Below are 23,880 nucleotides of genomic sequence, written 5' to 3' on the forward strand. Positions count from 1 at the left end.
CTCACCGTTCGTCATCGTCGGGGCCGCCGTACGCGGCGTCTTCGAGTTCGCTCAGCACCTGTTCCTCCACCAGCTCGGCCAGGGCGGCCACGGTGCGGGAGACCAGCACGTCGCGGGGGGTGAGCGCGACGCCGAAGGCGTCGTTGGCGCGGGAGGCGATGAGCAGGGCGCGCATGGAGTCGCCGCCCAGCAGGAAGTAGTCGTCCTCCGCGCCCACGGCCGTGCCCAGGGTCTGCTCCCAGATGGCGGCCACCGCCTCCTCGGTGGGGGTGCGCGGCGGGACGCGGTCGGCCGGCCGCTCCTGCTCCGGGTCGGGCGCGGGCAGGGCCGCCCGGTCGGTCTTGCCGCTGGCGGTGAGCGGGAATCGGTCCAGGACGGCGAAGGCCGAGGGCACCATGTAGCCGGGCAGGGAGCGGGCCGCCAGCGCCCGCAGCTCGGCGGCGGCCGGGGGCTCCGCGCCGGGGGCGGCCAGCAGGTGGGCGACCAGGCGCTGCTGCCCCGGCTCGTCCTCGCGCACGCTCACCACGGCGTCCAGCACGGCCGGGTGCCGCACCAGGGCCGCCTCGACCTCGCCCGCCTCGATGCGGTGGCCGCGCAGCTTGAGCTGGTGGTCGGTGCGGCCCAGGTAGTGCAGCTCGCCCCGGGCGTCGCGGCGCACCAGGTCGCCGGTGCGGTACATGCGGGTGCCGGGCGGCCCGTACGGGTCGGCGGTGAAGCGGGCGGCGGTCAGGCCGGGCCGCCCCAGGTAGCCGCGGGCCAGGGCCGGTCCGCTCAGCCACAGCTCGCCGGGGACGCCGTCGGGGACCGGCCGCAGCCGTGCGTCCAGGACGTAGCCGCCGGTGCCGGGCAGCGGGCGGCCGATGGGCGGCGCGGCGCCGTCCGGTTCCAGCGGCGCGGACCAGGTGGCGACGACGGTGGCCTCGGTGGGCCCGTAGGAGTTGACCATGCGGTGGTGCGGGGCCCAGCGGGCGACCAGGTCGGCGCTGCACGCGTCGGCGCCGACCACCAGCGTCTTCAGGTCGGGCAGCGTGCCGGGGGTGTCGGACGGCAGCGTGGCCAGGGCGGCGGGCGGCAGCAGGGTGTGGGTGATGCGCCCGTCCCTCAGGACGTCGGCCAGGGCGGCGCCGAGCAGCGGCCCGGGGGCGGGCACGACCAGCCGGGCGCCGTGCGGCAGGGACATGCACAGTTCGAGCACGGAGGCGTCGAAGCTGGGGGTGGCGAAGGCCAGCACCCGGTCCCCGGAAGCCACTTGATAGTGCTCGGCCTCGGCGGCGGAGAAGGCCGCCAGCCCCCGGTGGGTGACCACGACGCCCTTGGGGGTGCCGGTGGAGCCCGAGGTGTAGATGACGTAGGCCGGGTCGTCCAGGTCCAGCGGGCGGGTCCGGTCGGCGTCGGTGGGCCGGTGGCCGGGGGAGCCGTCCGGGGCCTCGGCCAGCAGGTCGGCGACCTCCTTGGCGTCGAGGGTGAGCGCGGGGGCCGCGTCGCGCAGCATCAGCTCGACCCGCGCGTCCGGATAGCCGGGGTCGACCGGCAGGAAGGCGGCGCCGGTCTTGGCCACCGCCAGCTGGGCCAGCACCATGTCCGCCGAGCGCGGCAGCAGCAGCGCGACGACCTCGCCGGGGCCCGCGCCGCGGGCGATCAGCCGGTGCGCCAGCCGGTTGGCCCGCGCCTCGGCCTCGGCGAAGGTCAGCTCCAGGCCGGGGGCGCCGATGGCCGGTGCGGACGGCCGCATGTCGACGGCGGCCTCGACCAGGGCGGCCAGCGCGGTCGCGGGCACCGGGCCGAGCGCCGGGCGCGCCGGTCCGCGCAGCAGCCGGGCGCGCTGCCCGGGCGGCAGGACGTCGATGTCGTCCAGGCGGGTGCCGCCGTCCGCGGCGGCCAGGGCGGACAGGGTGTGCAGCAGCTGCCCGGCCAGCGATTCGGCCGTGCCCGGGTCGAAGTACCGCGGGTCGTAGCCGAGTTCCACCCCGAGCCGGTCGCCGGGCGACACGACCACGGTGAGCGGGTAGTTGGTGGCCTCCCGGGCGTCCAGGCCGCTGATCCGCAGGCCGTGCGCACCGGCCGTGGCATCGCCGACCGGGTAGTTCTCGAAGACCACCAGGCTGTCGAAGAGCGGCGTGCCGGCGGGCAGCCGGCTCAGGCCCTGGATCTCGGCCAGCGGCAGGTGGTCGAACCGGCGGTCCTCGGCCTGCGCCTCCTGCACCGCGCGCAGCCAGGCGCCGCAGGGCGCGCCGCCGTCCACGGCCAGGCGCGCGGGCAGGGTGGTGATGAACAGGCCGACGATGGTGTCGGCGCCGGGCAGGTCGGCCGGCCGACCGGAGACGGTGGTGCCGAAGCACACCTGCGGATCACCGCTCCAGCGCGACAGCAGCAGCGCCCAGGCGCCCTGCACCAGGGAGTTGAGGGTCAGCCGGTGCCTGCGGGCGAACTCCTGGAGCCGTTCCGTCGCGGCCGGGTCCAGCTGCTGCGACAGCCAGGTCCCGGAGCGGGCGGTGGCGTCCTGGGCCGGCCTGCGGTCGTAGGGCAGCGGGGTGGGCGCGGCCAGGTCCGCCAGGACGCCGCGCCAGTGCTCGGCCGCCCTGTCGGTGTCGCGGGCGGCGAGCCAGGCGGCGTAGTCCGCGAAGGGGCGGCGCTCGGGCAGGCCCGGCTGCTCGCCCCGGGCCAGCGCGGCATGCGCGGCCAGCACGTCCGCCAGGACGTGGAAGACGCTCCAGCCGTCCAGCAGCACGTGGTGGAAGGCCCACACCACGCGCACCGCGTCCGGCCCGAGCCGGACCAGGTCCAGCCGCAGCAGCGGGGCCCGGTCCAGGGCCAGCGGGCGGGCCCGCTGCTCGGCCAGCAGCCGCTCCAGCTCCGCCTCGCGCCGGTCCGCCGACAGCGCGCTCCAGTCGTGCTCGGCCACCGGCAGCACCGCCTGCCGGTGCACCAGCTGCAACGGAACCGGCACCTGGCGCAGCGCCACGGCGGTGCGCAGCACCGGCGTGCGGTCGACCACGTGCTGCCAGGCGGCGGCCAGCACCCGCGGATCGCGGACGCCGTCCAGCACGAAGGTGATCTGCTCGACGTACAGGCCGTGCTCCGCCTCGTCCAGGCCGTGCAGCACCATGCCGGTCTGGGTGGGCGTCAGCGGATAGATCTGCGCCACGTCCCGGCCGGTACCGGCCAGCCGGTCGACGGCCGCCTGGTCCAGCGGGGCCAGCGGGAAGTCGGACGGGGTGCGGCCGCCCGCGCCGGGCTCGGCGCAGTGCCGGACGATGGCCCGCAGCTCCTCCACGGTCTCGGCGGCCAGCCGGGCGACGGTCTCGCGCCGGTGCACCGCGCCGGAGTACGACCAGGTGAAGCCCAACTGCCCGTCGCTGACCCGCCCGAGGACGTCCAGCAGGTGCGGGCGGTCCGCCGCGCGGTCCATGCCGCCGGTGAGCGGCCCGTACGGGGCGCGCAGCAGGCCGTCCGCGGCGCCGTCCCAGTCCTGTCGGCCCAGGTAGTTGAAGCCGACCTGCGGCAGCTCCGGCAGCCGGTCCTCGGCGCCGGGGCGCAGGTGGCGCAGGGCGCCGTAGCCCAGTCCGCCGCGCGGCACCGCCCGCAGGCCCTCCTTGACCGCCTTCAGCGCGGTCCCGGTGTCCGCGCCCCGGGGCACGTCCAGGGCGACCGGGTACATGGTGGTGAACCAGCCCACGGTGCGGGCGAGGTCGACGTCCTCGAACAGCTCCTCGCGGCCGTGCCCCTCCAGGGCCACCACCACCCGGTCCTGCCCGGTCCAGCGGGCCAGCACCCGGCCCAGGGCGCACAGCAGCACGTCGTTGACGCGGGTGCGGTAGACCTCCGGCACGTCCTGCAGCAGCCGGCGGGTGTCCTCGGCGTCCAGGGCGACGGTCAGCGTCTCCTCGGCGGCGGCGGTGTTGGCCCCGGCCAGGTCGGTCGGCAGCGCGGCGGGGGAGTCGCCCAGGCCGCGCCAGTGGTCGAGTTCCGCGTCGAAGCCGCCGGACGCGGTGTGCTCGGCCAGCCGCTGCGCCCAGGCCCGGAAGGAGGTGCTCTTGGGCCCCAGGTCGGGCCGGTCGCCGGAGCGCAGGGCGCGGTAGGCGGCGTCCAGGTCCTCCAGGATCAGCCGCCAGGACACCGCGTCCACCACCAGGTGGTGCGCGGCCAGCAGCAGCACCGGGTGCCGGTCGTCGGCGGAGCGGCACAGCGCGGCCCGCAGCAGCGGCCCGTCGGCCAGGTCGAAGCCGTCGGCCAGCCGGTCGGCCAGCCCGAGCAGCGCCGCCTCGCGGTCCGGCCCGTCGGCGGGCAGGTCGTGCGTGCGCAGCTCCGGCGCGTCGCCGGGCGCGGTGCCGTACTGCTGCCACCGGCCGGGGCCGGTCGGGCGGAACCGCAGCCGCAGCGCGTCGTGCTGCTCCAGGACGGCGGCCAAGGCGGCGCGCAGCAGTGCCTCGTCGGTGTCGGCCGCGAGCTGGAAGGAGACCGACTGGGTGAAGCGGGCGGGGTCGCCGCCGAGGCTGTCGAACAGCCAGTGCTGGACCGGGGTGAGCGGGGTGTCGCCCACCACCGGGCCCTGCTCGGCGCTGACGGCGACCGCGGTGGCCGCCGACTGCTCGGCGGCGAGGGCGAGTTCGGCCAGGGTCTGGTGCGCGAACAGGTGCCGGGGGGTCAGTGCCAGACCGGCCCGGCGGGCGGCCGAGACGATCCGGATGCCCAGGATCGAGTCGCCGCCCAGCGCGAAGTAGTTGTCGTCCGCGCTCACCTCGGGCACGCCGAGCACCTCGGACCAGACCGCGGCCAGCGCCCGCTCGGCGGCGGTGCCCGGCGGCCGGGAGCCGGCCGTGGCCGGGGCGGCCCACACCGGCTCCGGCAGCGCGCGCCGGTCCAGCTTGCCGGTGGCGCCCAGCGGCAGCCGCTCCAGCGGCACCACCAGCGCGGGCACCAGGTGGTCGGGGAGCGTGCGCCCGAGGAAGGCGCGCCACTCCACCGCTCCCGGCAGCCCGCCCTCGCGGGGCACCGCGTAGCCCACCAGCCGCCGGTGGCCGTCGTGTTCCACCACCCGGGCCGCCGCCGCCGACACCTGCGGGTGCCGGGCCAGCGCGGCCTCGACCTCGCCCAGCTCGATCCGGAAGCCGCGGACCTTCACCTGGTCGTCGCCGCGGCCGAGGTAGACGAGGTCGCCGTCGGGCGTCCAGCGCACCAGGTCGCCGGTGCGGTACATGCGCCGCCCCGGCGGGCCGAACGGGTCGGGCAGGAAGCGGGCGGCGGTCAGGCCGGGGCGGCCCAGGTAGCCGCGGGCCACGCCGGTACCGGCCAGGAACAGCTCCCCGGGCGCGCCGACCGGCACCGGGCGCAGCCGGTCGTCCAGCACGTACGCCCGGGCGCCGCCGACCGGTCGGCCGATGGGCGGGTCGCGGTCGGGGTCGGCGGGGTCGCAGGTGAAGGCGGTGGCGTAGACGGTGGCCTCGGTGGGGCCGTAGATGTTCAGGACCCGGCAGCCGGGGACCGCCTCGCGCAGTCGACGGACGGTGCGGGCGGGCAGGCCCTCCCCGGCCAGGACCACGGTGTCCGCGGTGACCTGCACGGCGTCCTCCGCCAGCAGCCGGCCCAGGGCCGAGGGCACGGCGCTGAGCAGCCCGGCCCGCCACGGCCCGGGGCGCTCGGCCAGGGCCAGCAGGTCGCGGACGATCTCCACGCAGCCGCCGGACAGCAGCGGCGAGAAGATCTCGAACACCGACACGTCGAAGTTCAGCGAGGTGGAGGCCACCACGTGGGCCAGCCCCCGGTCGGCGAACTCGGCCGCGGCCCAGTCAGTCAGCGCCAGCACCGAGGCGTGGGCGACGACGACGCCCTTGGGGCGGCCGGTGGAGCCGGAGGTGTGGATGACGTAGGCGGGGTGCTCCGGCAGCAGGGCGTGCCGCCGCTGGTCGTCGCCGGGGGCGGTGGCGTCGGCCGCCGCCAGCTCCTCGGCGCAGCCCGGCCCGTCCAGCACGATCCGGGTGAACAGGCCGTCCGGCAGCCGGTCGGCGGTCTCCGTGCTGGTGACCACGGCCTGCGGCCGGACGTCCGCGAAGAGGAACGCGATCCGCTCGGCCGGGTAGCCCGGGTCCACCGGCAGGTAGGCCGCGCCGCTCTTGAGCACCGCCAGCAGCGCCACGACCAGGTCGGCGGTCCGGGGCAGCGCCAGCGCGACGAAGCGCTCGGGGCCAGCGCCGGCCGCGATCAGCAGCCGGGCCAGCCGGTTGGCGCGCTCGTCGAGCTGCCGGTAGCTCAGCAGTTCGCTGCCGCAGCGGACGGCCGGGGCGTCGGGGGTGCGCGCGGCCTGCCGGGCGAACGCCTCGGGCAGGGTGCGGCGCGGCGCCTCGGCCACCGGCCCGCCGAACCGTTCCAGCACCTCCCGCCCCCGCGCCGGGTCCAGCAGCGGCAGCTCGGCCAGCGGACGGTCGGGCTCGGCCGCCATCGCCGCCAGCAGCGTCTCCAGGCTCGCCCCGATCCCCTCGACGGTGGCGGCGTCGAAGGCGGCCGGGTCGTAGTCGAGGTTGACCGTCAGCGCGTCGCCGGGGGCCACCACCACGCTGAGCGGGTAGTTGGTGGGCTCCAGGTCGCGTTCGGCCTCGACGGCCAGGCCGTGCCGGGCCGCCCCGTCCTGGTCGAACGGGTAGTTCTCGAACACCACGATGCTGTCGAACAGGGCGGTGCCGCCCGGGACTTCGCTCCAGGTCTGCAGCTGCGCCAGCGAGACGTCGTGGCGCCGGGCCTCGGACTGGCCGGCCTGCAGCTCGCGCAGCCACTGCGGCAGCAGGCTCCGCCCGTCGATCCGCACCCGGGTCGGCTGGGTGTTGATGAACAGGCCCACCATCGAGGTCACGCCCGGGAGTTCGGCGGGTCGGCCGGAGACGATCGTGCCGAACACCACGTCGTCCCCGCCGCCGTAGCGGGACAGCAGCAGCGCCCAGGCGCCCTGCAGCACGGTGTTGACGGTCAGCCCGGCCTGCTGGGCGGTCTCCCGCAGCCGCGCCGACAGGCCGGTGCCGAGGGTCACCCGGACCGTCGCGGAGGAGGCGGCGCGGTGGGCCTCGGCGGGCCGCCGGTCCCGGGGCAGCTCGGTGGGGGCGGTGAACCCGGCCAGCGTCTCCCGCCAGTACCGCTCGGCCCCGGCGGTGTCCTGACCGGCCAGCCAGTGCAGGTAGTCGGCGAAGGCGGCGCGCTCGGGCACCTCGGGGCGGCGCCCGGAGGTCAGCGCGGCGTACCGCTCGCAGACCTCGTCGAAGACCTGGGCCGCGCTCCACCCGTCCAGCAGGACGTGGTGGAAGGTCCACACCACCCGCACCCGGGTCGGCGTCAGCCGGATCAGGGCCAGCCGCATCAGCGGCGCGGCGGCCAGGTCGATGCCGGCGCTGCGGTCCTCGGCCAGCAGCCGGGCCGTCTCCTGCTCGATCCGGTCGGCCGGCTGCCCGGTCCAGTCGTGCTGGACCACCGGGATCAGCGCCCGCTGCTGGACCACCTGCACCGGCTCGGCGGTCTCCTGCCAGGCCAGCCGGGTGCGCAGCATCGGGTTGGCGTCGGCGGTGCGCTGCCAGGCCTCGGCCAGGGCGTGCGGGTCGGTGACGCCGGACAGCACCAGCTGCACCTGGTTGACGTAGGTGCGGCCGTCCGGGTCCAGCAGGCTGTGGAAGACCATGCCCGCCTGCATCGGCGTCAGCGGCAGGACGTCCGCGACGGCGCGTCCGTCCCCGACCAGCCGGTCCACGGCCGCCTGGTCCAGCCGGGCCAGCGGGAAGTCCGCGGGGGTGCGGCCGCCGGCGTCCGGTCGGGCGCAGTGGGCGACAATGCCCTCCAGCGCGTGCAGCATGCCCTGCGCCAGCCCGGTGACGGTCTGCTCGCGGTGCCGCCCGCCGCTGTAGTACCAGCCGATCTCCAGCTGGTCGTCCTGGACCCGGGCCACCACGTCCAGCAGGTGCGGGCGCTCGGTGCCGGGCGCCTCCGCGCCGTCCAGGCCGCCGGGGACGTCACGGACCAGGGCGGCGTCGTCGGCCGACCAGTCGAACCGGCCCAGGTAGTTGAAGCTGACGCCGGGGGCCGGCGCGTCGGCGAGCCCCTGCTCCCGGGCCAGGTGGCGCAGCGCGCCGTAGCCCAGGCCCCGCTGCGGCACCGCCCGGAGCTGCTCCTTCACGGACTTCAGCGCGGTGCCCCAGTCGCCCTCCGGGACCTCCAGGGCGACCGGGAAGAGGGTGGTGAACCAGCCGACCGTGCGGGACAGGTCGACGTCCTCGAACAGCTGGTCCTCACGGCCGTGCCCCTCCAGCCCGACGGCGACGGTGCGCCGTCCGGTCCACTCGGCCAGCGCCCGGCCGAGCGCGGTGAGCAGGACGTCGTCGATCCGGGTGCGGTAGACCCCGGGCACCTTGCGCAGCAGGTCGCCGGTGCGCTCCCGGTCCAGCCGGACGGTCACGGCGCGCACGTCGGCCGAGGTGTTGCCGCCGTCGGCGTCCACCGGCAGCGGTTCGGCGCAGTGCCGGGCGACCGCCTCCCAGTGGGCGCGCTGGTCCGCGAAGCCGCCGTTCGCGGTGTGCTCGCGCAGCCGGCGGGTCCACTCCTGGACCGAGGTGGTGCGGGCGGGCAGGCGCAGCGGCTTGCCCGTGGCGGCCTGCCGGTAGGCGGTCTCCAGGTCCTCCAGCAGCACCCGCCAGGAGACGCCGTCGACCAGCAGGTGGTGCACGGCCAGCAGCAGCCGGGCGGGCCGACCGCTCCCGGTGATGAACAGGCGGGCGGTGAGCAGCGGCGGGGCGTCCAGCCGGAACCCGGCGTGCGCCGCCGCCGTCGCCCGGGCCTCGGCCTGCTCGGCCGCCGCCGGGTCCAGGCCGCCGAGGTCGCAGACCTGCAGCAGCTCGGGCGCGGCGGCGTCGGCGGGGGCGCAGTGCTGGCGCGGGCGCCCGTCGTCGCCGGTGGTGAACCGGGAGCGCAGGGCGTCGTGGTGCGCCCACAGCGCGGTCAGGGCGCGGCGCAGGACGTCCGGGTCGACCTCGCCGGGCGTCCGCACGACCACGGACTGGTTGAAGAACCCGGCGTGCGCCGGGCGGGGGTCCAGGAACCAGTGCTGGATGGGGGTGAGGCCGACCTCGCCGCTCACCGGCCCGGTGCCGGCGACGGCCCCGGCGGTGCCCGCGGCGGCGGCCAGCGCGGCGACGGTGGGCCGCCGGAACAGGTCGCGCGGGGTGAGCGCGAGGCCCGCGGCGCGGGCGCGGGAGACGACCTGGATGCTCAGGATCGAGTCGCCGCCCAGCATGAAGAAGTTGTCGTCGACGCCGACCCGTTCCGCGCCCAGCAGCTCCGCCCAGATGGCGGCCAGGACCTGCTCGGCCGGGGTGGACGGGGCGCGGTAGGCGCTGTCCCCGGCCGCCGCCCAGTCGGGGGCGGGCAGCTGCCGCCGGTCCACCTTGCCGTTGGCCGTCAGCGGCAGCTGCGGCACCGTGACGAACGCGGCGGGCAGCATGTAGTCCGGCAGGCCGGCCGCCAGGTGGTCGCGCAGCGCGGTGGCGGACGGCAGCGCGGCGCCGCCGGCCGGCACCAGGTGCGCGGCCAGGCGCTTGCGCCCGGCGTCCTGGTAGAGCGACACGACCGCCTCGGCGACGTCCGGGTGGGCGGTGAGCCGCGCCTCGATCTCGGCGGGCTCGATGCGGAACCCGCGGATCTTGATCTGGTCGTCCGCGCGGCCCACGAAGTGCAGGTCGCCGTCGTCGCTCCAGCGCGCGGTGTCCCCGGTGCGGTACATCCGGCCGCCGGGCGGGCCGAAGGGGTCGGCGACGTAGCGGGCGGCGGTCTCGCCGGGGCGTCCCGCGTAGCCCCGGGCCAGTCCGGCCCCGGCGACGTACAGAGCCCCGGTGACGCCCGGCGGCTGCGGCTGGAGCGCGTCGTCCAGCACGTACGCGCGGGTGTTGTCCAGCGGGCGCCCGATGGGCAGCACGGCGGGCAGCGGGTCGCCGGAGCGGAAGGCGCGCCGGGTGGCGAAGGTGGTGGTCTCGGTCGGGCCGTAGCCGTCCACGACGACCAGGCCCGGGCACGCCTCCAGGACCCGGCGCACCACCGCGCCCGGCACGGCCTCGCCGCCGGTCCACACCTCCCGCGCGCCGCGCAGGCAGGCCGGGTCCTCCTGGGCGAGCAGGCGGAACAGGCCGACGGTCAGCCACAGGCAGCGCACGCCCTGCTCGGTGACGGCGCGCCGGACCAGCTCGGCGTCCAGGTCGGCGGGCGGGGCCAGCACGGCCGTGCCGCCGCGCAGCAGCGGCACCCACACCTCGTAGGTGGATGCGTCGAAGGCGTGCGGGGAGTGCACCAGCACCCGGTCGTGGCCGGTGAAGGCGCGGTCCAGGGCGAGCGCGGCGACGTCCCGCTGGCGCACGGCGACGCCCTTGGGGGTGCCGGTGGAGCCGGAGGTGAACATCAGGTACTGGACGTTGTCGGGGTGGACGGCGGCGGCCGGGGCCGGGCCGCGCCGGGCGTCTGCGCCAGGGGCGGCGTCCGGGGGCGCCTGGCCGTCGAGCAGCAGCACCCCCTCGTCCGGCAGCAGTCCGCGGGCGGTCGGCGCCCAGGCCGCGTCGGTGAGCAGCAGCTCCGCACCGGCCTCGGCCAGCATCCGGCGCAGCCGTTCGCGCGGCGCCCGACCGTCCAGCGGCACGTACACGCCGCCGGTGCGGACCAGGGCCAGCTGCGCGGTGATCAGCCCGACCGAGCGGTCCATCAGCACGGCGACCGGGCGTTCCGGCCGCACCCCCAGCGCGGCCAGCCGGTCGGCCAGGGCGGCGGCGCGGGCGTCCAGCTCCCGGTAGGTGACGTGCTCGGGGCCGGCCTCCAGGGCGACGGCGTCGGGGGTGCGGCGCACCTGCGCGGCGAACAGCTCCGCGATGGTGCTCTCGGGGAGCGCGGTGGCGGTGTCGTTCCAGGTCTCCAGCACCTGGCTGCGGCCCTCGGCGGTGAGCAGCGGCAGGCGCGCGGGCGGCAGGTGGCCGCCCGCGGGCATGCCCGCCAGCACCACCGTGAGCTGCTCGGCCATCCGCCGGGCGGTGCCGGCGTCGAACAGCTGCGGGTCGTAGCACAGCCGCAGGGCCAGCTCCGGCCCCGGGTAGGCCACCAGGCTGAGCGGGTAGTTGGTGGTCTCGATGCCGTCCAGGCCGCTCAGCCGCAGGCCGTGGGCGGCGGCGAGACCGTCGTCGACCGGGTAGTTCTCGAAGACGACAATGCTGTCGAACAGGGCGACCCGCTCCGGCAGGCCGGTGAAGGTCCGCAGCCGGGTGAGCGGCACGAAGTCGAAGCGCCGGTCCTCGCTCTGGTCGCGCTGGAGCCGGCGCAGCCAGTCCAGCAGGGTGCCGTGGGCCGGCACCTCGGCCCGGGTCGGCAGGGTGGTGATGAACAGGCCGGTCATCGTCTCGGAGCCGGGCAGCTCGGGCGGCCGTCCGGAGACGGTGGTGCCGAACACCACCTCCCCCCGGCCCGCCTGACGGCCCAGCAGCACCGCCCACGCGCCCTGGACCAGGGTGTTCAGGGTGAGCCCGGAGGTCCGCGCCAGGTCCTCCAGCGCCCGGGTCGCGGCGGCGGGCACGGTGACCCGCACGGCCTGGCTGGACTCGGCCCGGTGGCTCTCGCGCGGCTCGCGGTCGCAGGGCAGCGGCGTGGCCTCGGCCAGCCCGGACAGGCGGTCCCGCCAGTGCCGTTCGGCCTGGTCCCAGTCGCGTTCGGCCAGCCAGGCCAGGTAGTCGCGGTAGGGGCGGCGGTCCGGCAGGGCGTCCTGCGGCACGGCGTCCGCCGCGTCCGATCCGGCCGCCGATCCGGCCGCCGATCCGGCCCGGGACAGCGCGCTGTGGCAGGCGAAGACGTCGGACAGCACCTGGAACAGGCTCCAGCCGTCCAGCACCACGTGGTGGAAGGTCCACACCACGCGGACGGCGGTGTCGGACACCCGGGCCAGCACCAGGCGCTGGAGCGGGGCCTGGGCCAGGTCGATGCCGCGCGCCCGGTCGCGGTCCAGCAGGGCGTCCAGCCGGTCGCGGCGGCCGTCCTCGGACAGGCCGCGCCAGTCCAGCAGCTCCACCGGCAGCGCCGCGCGGCGCTGCACCACCAGCAGCGGCTCGGGCACGTCCTGCCAGACCACGCGGCCGCGCAGCACCGCGGTGCGGTCGGTCACCCGCTGCCAGGCCCCGGCCAGCGCCTGCGGGTCGGGTACGCCGTCCAGGTCGAAGGTGAGCTGCTGGACGTAGACGCCGCTGTCGTCCTGGGACAGGCCGTGGAAGAGCATCCCGGCCTGGGTCGGGGTCAGCGGCAGGACGTCCTCCACCGCGCCCGGCTCTCCGCCCGCGATCCGGTCCACGGCGGCCTGGTCCAGCCGGGCCAGCGGGAAGTCGGACGGCGTGCGCCCGGCGGCGCCCGGCCGCGCCGCGTACCGGGCGAGGTCGGCCAGCGCGTCGGCGAACCGCCCGGCCAGCTCCTCGACGTCGGCGCGGCGGTGCAGGCCCTCGGAGTAGGACCAGCTGAACTCCAGCGCGTCGCCGTCCAGCCGCCCGACCACCTCCAGCGCGTGCGGGCGCTCGGCCAGCGGGTCGGCGTCCAGCTCCAGCGGCCGGAAGGTGCCCCGGTACAGCCCGTCCGGGTCGTCCGGCAGCGCCATCCGCCCCAGGTAGTTGAAGCTCAGCTGCGCGACCGGGCCCCGGGGCGCGGCGCCGGGCCGGGCCAGGTGGCGGGCCTCGTGGCCCAGGCCGTGCCGGGGGACGGCGCGCAGCTGCTCCTTGACCTGCTTCAGCACGGCATCCCAGTCCGCGTCGGCGGGCACGGCCAGGGCGACCGGGTGCCGGGTGGTGAACCAGCCGACGGTGCGGCTGAGGTCCAGGTCGGGGAAGAGCTCCTCGCGGCCGTGGCCCTCGACGTCCACCACCACCCGGTCCGCTCCGCCGGGCCCGCACAGCGCCCGGCCCAGGGCGCTCAGCAGCACGTCGTTGACCTGGGTGCGGTAGGTGTCGGGCAGGGTGCGCAGCAGCACGGAGGTGTCGGCGGGGCTCAGCCGCACGGTCACCGAGCGGGCCGAGGCGTAGCTCCCGGCGGCTGCCGGGCCTGCCTGCTCTCCCGGGGCCGGTTCTCCCGGGGCCGGGTCGGCGCTGTCCGGGAACGCCTGCGACCAGTACGGGGTCTCGTCGTCGAAGCCGCCGGCGGCGGCGTGCGCGTTCAGCCGTTCGGCCCAGTGCCGCAGCGGCGAGGACTTCGGCGGCAGCGCCGCCGATCCGTCGCGGCCGTCGCGGCGCGCCCGGTAGGCCCGGTCCAGGTCCTCCAGCAGCACCCGCCAGGAGACGCCGTCCACCACCAGGTGGTGCACGGCCAGGTGCAGGAGCTGCGGCCGTCCGGGCCCGAGGTCGTGCAGCACGGCGCGCAGCAGCGGCCCGTGGCCCAGGTCGAACGGGCCCAGGTGGGGGCTGTCGGTGTCGGGGCCGGTGTGGCGGGTCAGGACGGTCCGGGGCGCCGGGGCGTCGATGTGCCAGCGCACGTCCGTGGCGTCGTCGCCCGGGCCCTCGCCGGTCAGGAAGCGGGAGCGCAGGGCGTCGTGGTGGGCGACCACGTCGTCGAGCGCGGCCTCCAGCGCCGCCGGGTCCAGGTCGTCGGGCAGCCGGACCGACAGTGCCTGGGCGAACTGGCCGGTGCGCCCGGCGGCGCTGGCGAACCACCAGCGCTGGATGGGCGTCAGCGGGCTCGGGCCGGTGGCGGCCACCACGGCCGGGGCGGTCGGCCGGGGGCGGTCGGCGGCGTCCGCGCACCGGGCCAGGGCGGCGACGGTCTGGTGCCGGTAGACGTCCCGGGAGGTCACCGGCAGGTCCGCCTGCCGGGCCCGGGCCACCACCTGGATGCTCAGGATGGAGTCGCCGCCGAGCTCGAAGAAGTTGTCGTCCGCGCCGACCCGGTCCACCCGCAGGACGTCCGCCCAGATCGCGGCGAGGGTGCGCTCGGCGGGGGTGCGGGGCGCGACGTGGCGCACGGCGCGCACGGCCGGTCCCGGCTCGGGGAGCCGGGCCCGGTCGAGCTTGCCGTTGGGGTTGAGCGGCAGCTCCGGCAGGACCACCACGGCCGCCGGGACCATGTAGTCGGGCAGGGTGATACCCAGCGCCCGGCGCACGGCCTCGGGCTCCACGCCGCCCTGCGCGGCCGGGACGACGTAGCCGACCAGGCGGCGGTGGCCGTCGCCCTCGCGGACGGCGGCGGCCGCCTGCGCCACGCCGTCGCAGTGCAGCAGCGCCTCCTCCACCTCGCCCAGCTCGATCCGGAAGCCCCGCACCTTGACCTGCTGGTCCAGTCGGCCGAGGTACTCCAGGCCGCCTTCGGCGCTCCACCGCACCAGGTCACCGGTGCGGTACATGCGCGCCCCCGGCGCCCCGAACGGGTCGGCGACGAAGCGGGCGCCGGTCAGCCCCGGGCGGCCCAGGTAGCCGCGCGCCAGGCCGCCGCCGCCGAGGTACAGCTCGCCCGCGACGCCCGGGGGCTGCGGGCGCAGCGAGCCGTCCAGGACGTAGGCCCGGGTCAGCGCCAGCGGCCTGCCGATCGGCGGGGCCTGCTCCGGCAGCCGGTCGCCCGCCGTCCAGGCGGTGGAGTACACGGTGGCCTCGGTGGGGCCGTAGACGTTGGCGATCTCGCTGTCCGGCATGGTGTCGCGCAGGTCGCGCAGCACCTGGGCGGAGGGGGCCTCACCGGCCAGCAGGACGGTGCCCGCCTCGACCGGGGCGGCGCCGCCGTCGACCAGCCGCGACAGCACCGAGGGCACGCCGCTGACCAGCCCGACCTGCCGCTGGCCCGGGGCGTCGGCGAGGGCGGGCAGGTCGGCGACCACCTCGACGCTGCCACCCGCCAGCAGCGGGCACAGCAGCTCGAACACCGACACGTCGAAGTTGAGCGAGGTGGAGGCGATGACGTGATCCAGCCCGTGCGGGCCGAACCGTTCCCGCGCCCAGGCGGCCAGCGCCACCACGCTGCGGTGGGTGACCACCACGCCCTTGGGGCGGCCGGTCGAGCCCGAGGTGTAGATGACGTACGCGGGGTGGTCCGGCAGCAGCGGCCGGACCCGGTCGGCGTCGGTCAGGTCCGCCTCGGCCGGGTCGGCACCGGTGTCCGCTGCCGTGTCCGCGTCCGCGGCGGCGTCCGGCCCGGCGGCGTCGTCCAGGATCAGCGGGTCGCAGCCCTCGGGCAGGGCGGCCGCGGTCTCCCGGGTGGCGACGACCAGGGCGGGCCGGGCGTCGTCCAGGACGAAGCGGATGCGCTCGGCCGGGTAGCCCGGGTCCACCGGGAGGTAGCCCGCGCCGGACTTCAGCACCGCCCACAGCACCGCCGGGAGCTCGGCGGAGCGCGGCAGGCACAGCGCGACCAGCGTCTCCGGCCCCGCGCCGCGGGCGACCAGCAGCCGGGCCAGGCGGTTGGCCCGCCGGTTCACCCCGGCGTAGTCCAGCCGCACCGGCCCGCAGACCACCGCGGTCCGGTCGGGGGTGCGGGCCGCCTGCGCCTGGAACAGCTCGGGCAGCGCGGCGTCCGGGACGTCCGCCACGGCCGGGCCCGGCGGGTTCCAGGCCTCGAGCAGGGCGCGCTGCTCCTCGTCCGAGAGCATGGGCAGCTCGGCCAGCGTCCGCTGCGGGCCGTCCGCCATCCCCTCCAGCAGCCGGTGCAGGTGCCGGGCCATCCGGGCCACCGTCCCCGGGTCGAACAGGTCGGTGTTGTACTCCACCGTCAGCGCGCAGCCGCCCGCGGCGTCCGGTGCGAACTCCAGGACCAGGTCGAAGCGGGCGGCCGGGCGGGGCAGCGGATGGTCCTCGAACCGCAGGCCCCCGGCGCGCGGCAGCACGGCGGCCGCCGCCTGCTGCACGACGAGCGCCTGCACCAGCGGGGTGCGGCTGGGATCCCGGGGCGGGGCCAGCTCCTCGACCACCCGGTCGAACGGCGCCCCGGCGTGGACGAAGGCGTCCAGCACGGTCGTGCGCATGCTCTCGACGAAGCGGTCCACGGTGGCCGCCTCGTCCACGTCGCCGCGCAGCACGACGGTGTTGGCGAAGAAGCCCGTCGCCTCCTCCAGGTCCCGGCGGTCGCGTCCGTTGGTGACGGTGCCGAACGCCACGTCCCGCTGGCCGGAGTAGCGCGAGAACAGCAGCGCCGAGGCGCCGGCGAGCATGGTGAACAGGGTCGTGCCGCGTCCGGCGGCCAGGTGCCGCAGCCGGGCCACCAGCTCCGCCGGGAGGTCGTGCCGGTGCGCCGCCCCGGCGGTGGTGCGCAGCGCGGGCCGGGGCCGGTCGACGGGCAGCTCCAGGTGCTGCATCCCGGACAGGTGCCGCTTCCAGTAGGTGAGGTCGGCGGTCTCCCCGGCGCCGTCCCCGGCGGCCCGGCGCTGCTGCTCCCACACCGCGAAGTCGGGGTACTGGACGGCCGGGGCGGGCAGGCCGTCCGGCTCGCCGGTGGCCTCGGCGTGGTAGAGCGCGGCCAGCTCCCGGGTGAGCACGCCCACCGACCAGCCGTCGGTGATGATGTGGTGCTGCCCCAGCAGCAGCAGGTGCTCGTCCGGGGCGAGGCGGACGAGCAGCGCCCGGGCCAGCGGACCGGTCGTCAGGTCGTACGGGCGGCACAGCTCCTCGGTCAGCAGCTGCTCGGCGGCCTCGGCCCGGCGCCCGGCGGGCAGTTCGCCGAGGTCGGCCGTGCGCAGCGGCAGGGTGGAGTGCGCGGCGATCCGCTGCACGCCCTGTCCGTCGACGGTGGTGAAGGTGGTGCGCAGCGAGTCGTGGCGGGCGACGAGCCGGTCCAGGGCCCGGCGCAGGGCCTCGGGGTCGGGGGCGCCGCGCAGCCGCAGGGCCACCCCGGTGTTGTACTCGGTGCCGCCGCCGGTGAGGTCGTCCAGGAACCACAGCCGGCGCTGGGCGCCGGACAGCGGCAGCGGGACGTCGCGCGGGGCGGGCGGGATGGGGTCCGGCGGCGCGGCGGCGTGCCGGTCGCCCAGCAGCGGGGCGAGGGCGGCCACGGTGCGGGCGGTGAAGACGTCCCGCAGGGTGAGCCGGACGCCCAGTTCGTCGCGGACCCGGGCCAGGGTGCGGGCGGCCAGGATCGAGTCGCCGCCCAGGTCGAAGAAGTCGTCCGTCGCGCCGACGGCGTCGGCGCCCAGGACCTGCGCCCAGATGTCGGCCAGAGCCTGCTCCTGCGGGGTGCGCGGGGCCAGGCTGCCGGACGCGGCCGGGCGGGCGGGGGCGGGCAGCGCCCGCCGGTCGATCTTGTGCTGGGCGGTGAGCGGCAGCGCCTCCAGGACGACGACGGCGGAGGGCACCATGTGGGCCGGAAGGGCGGCGGCCACGGCCGCGCGCAGCCCGGCGGGGTCGGGGGAGTGTCCCGGGTCGGCGGGGGTGACGTAGCCGACGAGGCGCTCTCTGCCGGGCTCGTCCTCGCGGACCACCACGACGGCTTCGGCGACGTCGGCGTGGCGCCGCAGGGCCGCCTCGATCTCGCCGGGTTCGATGCGGAAGCCGCGGACCTTCACCTGCCGGTCGAGCCGGCCGAGGAACTCCAGCTCCCCGTCGGCGGTCCGGCGGGCCCGGTCGCCGGTGCGGTAGAGCCGGGCGCCGGGCGGCCCGAACGGGTCGGCGACGAAGCGGGCGGCGGTCAGGCCGGGGCGGCCCAGGTAGCCGCGGGCCACGCCGTCGCCGCCGATGTACAGCTCACCGTCGGCGCCGGGCGGCAGCTGGCCCATGGCGGCGTCCAGGACGTACACCCGGGTGTGCGGCAGCGCGCCGCCGATGGTCGGCGTACCGGCGCCGGCCGAGAGCGGCCCGGTCCAGGTGGCGACGATGGTGGCCTCGGTGGGGCCGTACGAGTTGATCATCCGTCGGCCGGGGGCCCAGCGGTCGACCAGGGCGGCCGGGCAGGCTTCGGCGCCGACGATCAGCGTGCGCAGGTGGCGTGCGCCGCCCTGTGCCGGGGCGGGGAGGGTGGCCAGGGCCGCGGGCGGGATCAGGGTGTGCGTGATCCGGTGCCTGTCCAGGACGGCGGCGAGTTCGTCGCCCAGCCAGGGGCCGTCCGGGGGCACGACGAGGGTCGCGCCGGACAGCACGGAGATGAACAGCTCCAGGACCGAGGCGTCGAAGCTGGGCGAGGAGAACTGCAGCACCCGGTCGCCGGGGCGTACCGCGTAGCGCTCGATGGCGGCCTCGGTGAATCCGCCGATGCCGCGGTGGGTGACCGCCACGCCCTTCGGCGTGCCGGTGGAGCCCGAGGTGTAGATGACGTACGCGGTGTGGTCGGCTCCGACCGGCGGGTCGGTCGGCCCGGCGTCCGTGGGCTCCTGCGCGTCGGCGGCCAGCAGGTCGCGGACCTGGGCCGGGTCGTCCAGGGTCACCGCGGGGGCCGCGTCGGTGAGCATCAGCGCCCGCCGCTCGGCGGGGTAGGCCGGGTCCACCGGCAGGAAGGCGGCGCCTGCCCGGGCGACGGCCAGCTCCGCCGCGATGAGCTCCATCGAGCGCGGCAGGACCAGCGCCACCGTCCGTTCCGGCCCGGCGCCGCAGCGCACCAGGTGGCCGGCCAGCCGGTCGGCCCGGGCCGCCAGTTCCCGGTAGCTCCAGGTGCGCCGGCCGTCGGTCACCGCGGGCGCGTCCGGCGTACGGGCGACCCAGCCGGCGAACAGCTCGCCGAGCGTGGGGTACGCCTGCGACGGGGCCCCGGGGGACGCGGGTACGCGCTTGTCGGGCAGGTCGGCCATGGGGTGGAGTCCTTCCGGGTGGGCAGGAAGCGGCGCGAACGGCGGGGAGCGGGCAGCCCTGGGCCCGCTGCGGCGGTGCGGCGTACGGGCGCGGGCGCGCCCGGGAAGTGCCCGGCGCCGGGGGCTGCGGGTCCGGCGGGCGGCGGGCGGCGGGCTCAGGCGGGGCCGGTACGGCGTGCCGTGCGTCCGGATATCTGCACCCGGTCGACCGTGCCGGTTGCCGGGTCGCGGTGGAACCGTCCGCCGGGCTCGCGGCGGCCGGTGCCCGGGTCGACCAGGTCGCAGGACAGATCGGGGTAGCACAGCAGCGGGATCGGCAGGTCGCCGTCGACGGACAGCGTCGGCGAGCCGTCGGGCTCCAGCGCGACGCGGTACCGGGTGGAGCCGTTGGCGTAGCTGCCCGCGCACTCGGGCAGGGCGACCGGGTCGCGCCGGTCCGCGGGGGCGAGGGCGGCGGGCACCCGCACGCCGGTGAAGCGGGCCAGGTCGTCCGCGAGGTCGCGCCAGAGCGCGGTGGCGGCGCCGGCGTTGCCGGTGAAGGCGACCACCATGCCGCTGTCCGGCTCGGCCCGCAGATGGCAGGAGGTGCCCTGGGCGTTGCCGTCGTGGCCGCACCACACCCGGCCGTCCTGCCGGTAGAGGGCCAGGCCGAGCCCCCAGCCGTCGGCGAGCGCGCCGGGGTCGGCGGAGGGCTCCCGGCGGCGCATCTCCTTGGCGACGGCGGTGGGCAGCACGCCGTTCCTGCCGATCAGGGCGCTGCCGAGCGCGGCCAGGTCCGCGGCGCTCGCCAGCAGGGCTCCGGCCGGCGCCTCCAGCGGCGCCAGGTTCTGCTGGACCGGGCGGACCCGGCCGGTCGCGGTGTTGAGCGCGTGCCCGGCCGCGACGGGGCGTTCGCCGCCCGCGCCGATGAAGGCGGGTACGGTCCCCAGGGGTTCGAGCAGGAGCGCGGGCACGGCCTCGTGCCACGGCATGCCGGTGACCACCTCCACCAGGCGTCCGGCGGCGACATAGCCGGCGTTGGAGTAGGAGAAGTCGGAACCGGCGCGGAACAGGGCGTCCCGGGCGGTGCACACGGACGACAGGTAGCGGGCCGCGGTGGTCCGGGCGGCGGTGTCGGAGTCCGGGCCGGTGGGCAGTCCGCCGGTGTGGCTCAGCAGGTGACGGATCGTCACCTCCGGTATCTCCCGCAGCTCGGGGAGATGCTCGGCGGCGGGGTCGTCCAGGTCGAGGTCGCCGTCGTCGGCGAGCAGCATCACCAGGGCGGCGGTGTAGGGCTTGGTGAGCGATCCCAGCGGAACGGCGGTGTCCGCGGTGAAGGGGGCGCCGGTCCCGGCGTCGGCCGTGCCGGTGTGCAGCACGACCTCCTCCGAGCCGTTGTCCAGGACGAGTTGGGCACCGGGTACCCGGTGGTGGCGCGCGAGTGTGTCCAGGCGGTGCTGCAACTCTCTTCTCACAGCCTGGAGTTCGAGCCCTAAGTGGGACGGCGCGCACACGGCGGCCGTAGCGGTGGGGGAGTGGGGCATGAGTGGTGGCTCCCGTTGACTGGGTCTCACAGGTGGGTGGGGAGGACGGCCGCAGGCAGGGCGGTGCCGGGCCGACCGCGAGCGCGTGCGCGCCGTCCTACGGCCGTACGACCTCGACCGGCAGGTGGCGTACGCCGATGAGGACCGCCGGGTTCTGGTACGTGACGTCCTCGTACGAGGGGACCGCCAGCGCGCTGAAGCGCTCGTACAGCATGCCCAGGGCGATCCGCGCCTCCAACCGGGCCAGCGGCGCGCCGAAGCAGAAGTGGATGCCGTGGCCGAAGGTCAGGTGGGGATTGGGGTTGCGGGCCACGTCGAAGACGTCGGGTGCGTCGAAGCGGGCCGGATCCCGGTTGGCAGTGCCGAGATGGACCATGAGCAGCGTGTCGGTGGGCAGTTCGTTGCCTCCGAGGACGACGGGCCGGCTGACCCGGCGGCCCAGTTCGGGGAAGGGCGGCAGCCAGCGCAGCACCTCCTCGACCGCCTGCGGCAGCCGTCCCGGGTCGGCGCGCAGCGCGGCGTCGGCGTCGGGGTGCCGGTCGAACATCACAACGGCGTTGCCCAGCAGCGCTGTTGTGGTGATGTGCCCGGCGACCAGCAGCAGCGCGACGAATCCCACGATCTGCTGGTCCTCCAGGCCGACGCCGTCCACCTCGGCGCTGATCAGCCGGCTGGTGAGGTCCTCGCCCGGGTGCGCGCGGCATCGGCGGATGTGCTCCAGCACGTAGCCGTTCATCTCGCGGACGACCGGGGCGATGGCCTCCAGCGCCCGTGCCAGGTCGTCCATGTCGAACGCCTCGCCCAACTGGTCGCCGCTGAACAGGATGCTCGCCCACTCCTGGAAGAGCCGGTGCTCGTCGGCCGGGATGCCCAGCAGTTCGGCGATCACGATGATGGGGAGCGGATAGGCCAGGGCGTCGACCAGGTCGAACCGGTCGGTGTCCGCGACCGCGTCCAGCAGTTCGGCGCAGACGGCCTCGATCCGCGGCGCCAGCCCCTGGACGACCCGGGGCGTGAACGCCTGGCTGACCAGCGCCCGGAGTCTGCGGTGCTCCGGTGGGTCCATGCCGACGAAGTTCCCCTGCCGGAAGGTCTCGAAGTCCTCCTGGGTCGGGGTGAGCGAGGACAGGTCCGAGGAGTAGGCGGCCGGGTCCGCCAGAACGGCGGCGACGTTCTCGCTGTCCAGAACCTGCCACAGGCCCTGGCCCTCGTCGTACCGCACCGGTCCGGCCTGGCGTAACTCGCGCCAGCGCTCGGTCACGTCCTCGAGCAGGACCGAGGACGTCGTTCGTTGCGTGCTGGTCACCATGTCTCCTTGGATAGCGGTATGCGGCAGGTCGTGCCGAATCAGGCCGCCGAATGGTTCCGGGCGGCCCGCCTTCCGGTGGGATTTGGAACACGGAGTACGTCGTACGCGGTACGGGGCGCAGTCGGTCCGCAGGGCGTGACCGGGTGGGGCTCGATGCTCAGCGCTCAGGCTGTCGGTGCAGCGGGACGGTGCACGTCAACAGGCTCGTCGGAGCCGACAGCGGCTCTGCGGACGACCGGGGCCGTGTGCCCGAGCCTGAACGGTGGACCGACCTGGCATAGCAATCCCCCAGCGACATCTCCCCGCGCCATCGGATGCGCGGAACGCTCCACAGCGGGTGTCACCGACAGTACGGACCGCCGACCCGACGTGGACATGACAGCGAGCTGAGCACAGTCTTCACGGCGAGTCATCCTCTGGCAACCCCACGAGGTTGAACAGAAAGCAACGGGGTCTCGCCGTGCGTGACGATCCAGGGGATCGCACTACTCTCGTCTGCCCATGCGATCCCGCGCAAACCGGAAGTCTCCGAGAAAATTCCGCGATCACCCGCCTGATCGCCCCAATACCCCCATTGACCCCAAAGGCCCCAGCCGATGGGTCGGCGGTCACCCGAACGGGCCGCTTCGGACGGCGGCCACCGGGTAGGCGGCGTCACGGCGGCGGAGCGGCCGTCGCCGCCCAGGTGAGGAGAGTGCCATGGCCGACGCCGCGCTGGTGGAGGACCTGTACCGGTTCGAGGAGCTGCTGTCCCCCGAGGAGGCGGAGGTGCTCCTGCGGGTACGTGAGTTTTTGGCGCGTGAGGTCGCTCCGCATGCCAACGAATGGTGGGGCCGGGCCGAGTTCCCGCACCACCTCGTCCCGCGCTACGCCGAGCTCGGAATCGCCGGGCTGGCCTACACCGAGAAGCCCGCCAGCAGCCTGTTGAACGGCTTCATCGCCCTGGAGATGGCCCGGGTGGACGCCTCCATGGCCACGTTCTACGGCGTGCACGCCGGGCTCGCCATGGGCAGCATCGCCCGCTGCGGCTCCGAGGAGCAGCGCGACCGCTGGCTCCCGGCGATGGCCCGGATGGAGCAGATCGGCGCGTTCGCGCTGACCGAGCCGCAGGGCGGCTCCGACGTGGCCGCCGGGCTGCGCACCACCGCGCGGCGCGACGGCGACAGCTGGGTGCTCAACGGCGCCAAGCGCTGGATCGGCAATGCCACCTTCGCCGACCTGGTCGTGGTCTGGGCCCGGGACGAGGAGACCGACCACGTGCTCGGCTTCGTGGTGCGGGGTGACAACCCCGGGCTGAGCGCCACCAGGATCGGCAACAAGATGGCGCTGCGGACGGTGGAGAACGCGGACGTGGTGCTCACCGACTGCCGCGTGCCCGAGGCGGACCGGCTGCAGCAGGCGAACGGCTTCCGCGACACCGCGGACGTGCTGCGGCACACCCGCAGCGGCGTGGCCTGGGAAGCGGTCGGCGTGATACTCGGCGCCTACCGGATCGCGCTGGACTACACCGTGGAGCGCGAGCAGTTCGGCGGCCCCATCGCCCGCTTCCAGCTGGTCCAGGACCTGCTGGTGCGGATGCTCGGCAACGCCACCTCCTGCCTGGGCATGGTGGTCCGGCTGGCCCAGCTGGAGGACTCCGGGACGTTCCGGGACGAGCACTCCGCCCTGGCCAAGGCGTACTGCACCACCCGGATGCGGGAGACCGTCGGCTGGGGCCGGGAGCTGCTGGCCGGGAACGGCATCGTCCTGGACTACAGCATCGCCCGCTTCGTGGCCGACGCGGAGGCGCTGTACTCCTACGAGGGCACCCGGGAGATCAACACGCTGATCGTCGGCCGCGCCGCGACCGGCATCGGCGCCTTCGTCTGAACCGCCGGAGGCGGTCGGTCGGCCGCCGCGGGCCCCGGGCTCAGGCCGGGTCCGCGCGGTCCGACGACGCCGCCGCCAGGGCGTCGGCCACGCTCCGGTGGACCGGCAGGACCGTGTCCACGCCGGTGATCTCGAAGATCCGCAGCACCTGCGGGCCCAGCGCCGCCAGGTGCACCGGCACCCCGGCCCGACCGGCCCGGCGGGTGAACCGCAGCAGCAGGTTCAGCCCCACCGAGTCGAAGAACCGGGTCCGTGCCAGGTCCACCACCACCGCCCGGGCGCCCAGGTCCAGGGCGGTGTCGAGGACGACCCGCAGCGCCTGGGAGGAGTCGAGGTCCACATCGCCGTCGGCCCAGACCACCACGGCCCCGTCCGGCGCTTCCAGGCTGCCCACCTGCAGGCCGTCGGCTGCCCCGAGGCCCGCCGCTTCGTCGTGCTGGCTGTTCAAGCGGACCTCC

At 76.4% G+C, this 23,880-nt stretch carries 5 protein-coding genes; 1 reads left to right on the top strand and 4 read right to left on the bottom strand.

Annotated elements, in window-relative coordinates:
• Position 1: 1 nt before the first annotated feature.
• The 3 genes from GXW83_RS14635 to GXW83_RS14645 form a co-directional block, all read right to left on the bottom strand.
• Positions 2–18,721: a non-ribosomal peptide synthetase gene (locus tag GXW83_RS14635; protein ID WP_182443498.1), complete on the bottom strand. Its 18,720-nt coding sequence runs from the start codon at positions 18,719–18,721 to the stop codon at positions 2–4.
• 155 nt (positions 18,722–18,876) lie between these two features.
• On the bottom strand, positions 18,877–20,163 hold the full coding sequence (locus GXW83_RS14640; RefSeq protein ID WP_225446984.1) for a serine hydrolase: 1,287 nt from the start codon (positions 20,161–20,163) through the stop codon (positions 18,877–18,879).
• A gap of 178 nt (positions 20,164–20,341) precedes the next feature.
• A complete protein-coding gene (locus tag GXW83_RS14645; RefSeq protein ID WP_182443500.1) occupies positions 20,342–21,553 on the bottom strand; it encodes a cytochrome P450 in 1,212 nt (403 codons plus the stop codon).
• A 699-nt stretch (positions 21,554–22,252) separates the two neighbouring features.
• Here GXW83_RS14645 and GXW83_RS14650 point away from each other — a divergent pair.
• A complete protein-coding gene (locus GXW83_RS14650; RefSeq protein WP_182443501.1) occupies positions 22,253–23,422 on the top strand; it encodes an acyl-CoA dehydrogenase family protein in 1,170 nt (389 codons plus the stop codon).
• Positions 23,423–23,462: 40 nt separating this feature from the next.
• Here GXW83_RS14650 and GXW83_RS14655 read toward each other — a convergent pair whose 3' ends face one another.
• A complete protein-coding gene (locus tag GXW83_RS14655) occupies positions 23,463–23,870 on the bottom strand; it encodes an STAS domain-containing protein (protein ID WP_182443502.1) in 408 nt (135 codons plus the stop codon).
• Positions 23,871–23,880 lie beyond the last annotated feature (10 nt).

This window comes from Streptacidiphilus sp. PB12-B1b, assembly GCF_014084125.1.
Taxonomy (GTDB): domain Bacteria; phylum Actinomycetota; class Actinomycetes; order Streptomycetales; family Streptomycetaceae; genus Streptacidiphilus.